This is a genomic window from Mycobacterium sp. TH-M25, from assembly GCF_057473665.1.
The window spans coordinates 1-2439 of record NZ_JBYCLA010000392.1; the positions used below are offsets into that span (position 1 = coordinate 1).

Sequence of the window (2439 nt, forward strand, 5' to 3'; positions counted from 1 at the left end):
GGGCTAGTTGCACGTTCCACGCGTTTCCTGCCTCCGTCACGAAGGCGCCGACCGCCGAGGCGCCGAAGGCTATCGCCCCCGACATGCCGGCCCAAGCGGCCAGCCATGACCGTGATCTGACTCGGACGAGCCGGGCAGTGAGTATTGTCGCCGCAATCGCCAGTGCCCCACTGAGGACAAAAGCCACCGAACCCGCCACATCAGGCCACCACACAAAGTGCCGGCGGGCCGCTACGCGGTGCGCCCAGAGCACCGCGCCGGTGCTGAGGTTGAAATTCACCGTGCCAAACAGCTCGACCGTCGCCGCGTACCATTCAGCTCGTATCGCGGACAACTCCCACGACCGATGCGTCGACGGTGTGCTCAACAACAGCTGAAGCAGCGCGGCGCCGGTGAAGAACCAAGAACCCGCGAAGCACGACACGTTGCCGGCCGCCATACCGTCGTGCGTCGTCGACCCCGGCACGGTGCCGATCGCGAACAGCGACGAACCAATCATGAACGAGTAGCACTCGGCCCGCAGCATCTCAACTCCCGAATTGTCGGTGCCCCACGGTCGGGGCTGTCACGGCTGGGTGACGAAGTCGATCAGCTCTTCCACCCGGCCGATCAGCGCGGCGTCGAGGTCGGTCCAGTCGCGGACCTTCCCGCGGATGCGGCGCCACGCGGCGGCGATGTCGGCCTGGTCGGCGTGCGGCCAGCCCAGGACTTCGCAGATGCCGTGTTTCCATTCTGTTCCGCGGGGAATCACCGGCCACGCCGACAGTCCGAGCCGGGCCGGTTTGACGGCCTGCCAGATGTCGACGAACGGGTGACCGACGACCAGCGTATGTGCGCCGGCCGGGCTGCGCTGCACCGCGTCGGCCAGCCGCGACTCCTTCGAGCCGGCCACCAGGTGGTCGACCAGCACGCCCAGCCGTCGTTGCGGTCCGGGCCGGAACTGCTCGACGATGCCGACGAGATCGTCGACGCCGCCGAGGTATTCGACCACCACGCCCTCGACCCGTAGGTCGTCACCCCACACCTGCTCGACCAGTTCGGCGTCGTGGCGGCCCTCTACGTAGATGCGGCCGGTGCGGGCAACGCGGGCCCGCGCGCCGGTCACCGCCACCGATCCCGACGCCGTCCGGGCGGTGGCCTTGGGCGGCGCAGCCCGAGGCGCGATCAGAATCACCGGTTTGCCGTCGACCAGGTATCCCGGGCCGACCGGAAACGGCTTGCGGCGGCCGTGGCGGTCCTCGAGCTGCATCCGGCCGTACTCGACACCGACCACCGCGCCGACATAACCGGTTTGCGCGTCTTCCACGACCATGCCCAGTTCAATGGTCATGTCGGTGGACCGGGGATTGCGTGCGTTGTGCGGGTCACGTGCCAGAACATCCGAACCGTAACGATCATTCACCCGAGCGATCCTAGGAAAGCGCAACAGTCAAACCCGGTTACGCCACTCCGCCGACACCACACCGAAATCCGGACTTGGCTGCGCTGCGACCCGGTTGCCGGTGTGATGTGATTTCCGACTATGACCATCACAGTGGCGTTGGAGCTCGAGCCTTCCGCCATTGGAGAGGTGCAGATGCGAAATTCCACAAGCGTCGGCGCGCCGGGCATCCTCGATCCGCGGCGCGTGCGTACCGTCCTGCGATGATGGCTTCGGCAGAAATGGCAGTCCGCCCACGCGACCCGGCAGCGTCGCATGACCGCACCGACGTCGACCGACTGCTGGCCGGGTATCGCAGCGCCCGTGCCCAGGACGCGCTGTTCGACGTGCGCCCACCGTCCCTTCAAGGGCCGCTCATCGGCTACGACGAGTTCCTCGACGAGACCGGCGGTGTTCGCCCGGCATGGGCCGACCTCGCGGACGCGGTCGGTGACCGCGGGAAAGCCGGCCTGCGTCGGCTCTGCTCGGCGGTACGCCAACTCGTCGACAACGACGACATCACCTACACCCTCGTCGACCCCGCCGGCGGGCACGGTGAGCCGCGACCGTGGCGTCTGGACCCGCTGCCACTGGTGGTCTCGGGGCCCGACTGGGACCTGCTCGAGACCGGGCTGGTGCAGCGCTCCCGGGTTCTCAATGCCGTCCTGGCCGATTTGTACGGCAATCGACGTTCGCTCACCGAAGGCGTGCTGCCCCCGGAATTGTTGTTCGCCCATCCCGGCTATGTGCGCGCCGCCGACGGGATCGAGGTGCCCGGGCACCATCAGCTCTTCATGCACGCCTGCGATGTCAGCCGGCTCCCCGACGGTAGCTTCGGAGTCAACGCCGACTGGACCCAGGCCCCGTCCGGCGCCGGGTATGCGCTCGCCGATCGACGGGTGATGGCGCAAGCCCTGCCCGACCTGTACGAAAGGGTCGGGCCGCGGCCCACGACACCGTTCGCGCAGGCGTTGCGGCTGGCGCTGATCGACGCGGCGCCCGACGGTGTGCACGACCCG

General features: G+C 68.2%; 3 protein-coding genes. 1 reads left to right on the forward strand and 2 read right to left on the reverse strand.

Annotation, left to right across the window (positions count from 1 at the left end):
• Positions 1-526: hypothetical protein (locus AC2VOU_RS13225; protein ID WP_486957791.1), on the reverse strand; the 526-nt coding region annotated here is incomplete at its 3' end.
• A 39-nt stretch (positions 527-565) separates the two neighbouring features.
• Positions 566-1402, reverse strand: a complete 837-nt coding sequence (locus AC2VOU_RS13230; RefSeq protein WP_486957792.1) for a DUF3097 domain-containing protein — start codon at positions 1400-1402, stop codon at positions 566-568.
• Between the two features lie 245 nt (positions 1403-1647).
• Between AC2VOU_RS13230 and AC2VOU_RS13235 the strand changes: the two genes are divergently transcribed.
• Positions 1648-2439, forward strand: a 792-nt coding sequence (locus AC2VOU_RS13235; RefSeq protein WP_486957793.1) for a circularly permuted type 2 ATP-grasp protein, incomplete at its 3' end; no start/stop codon positions are given.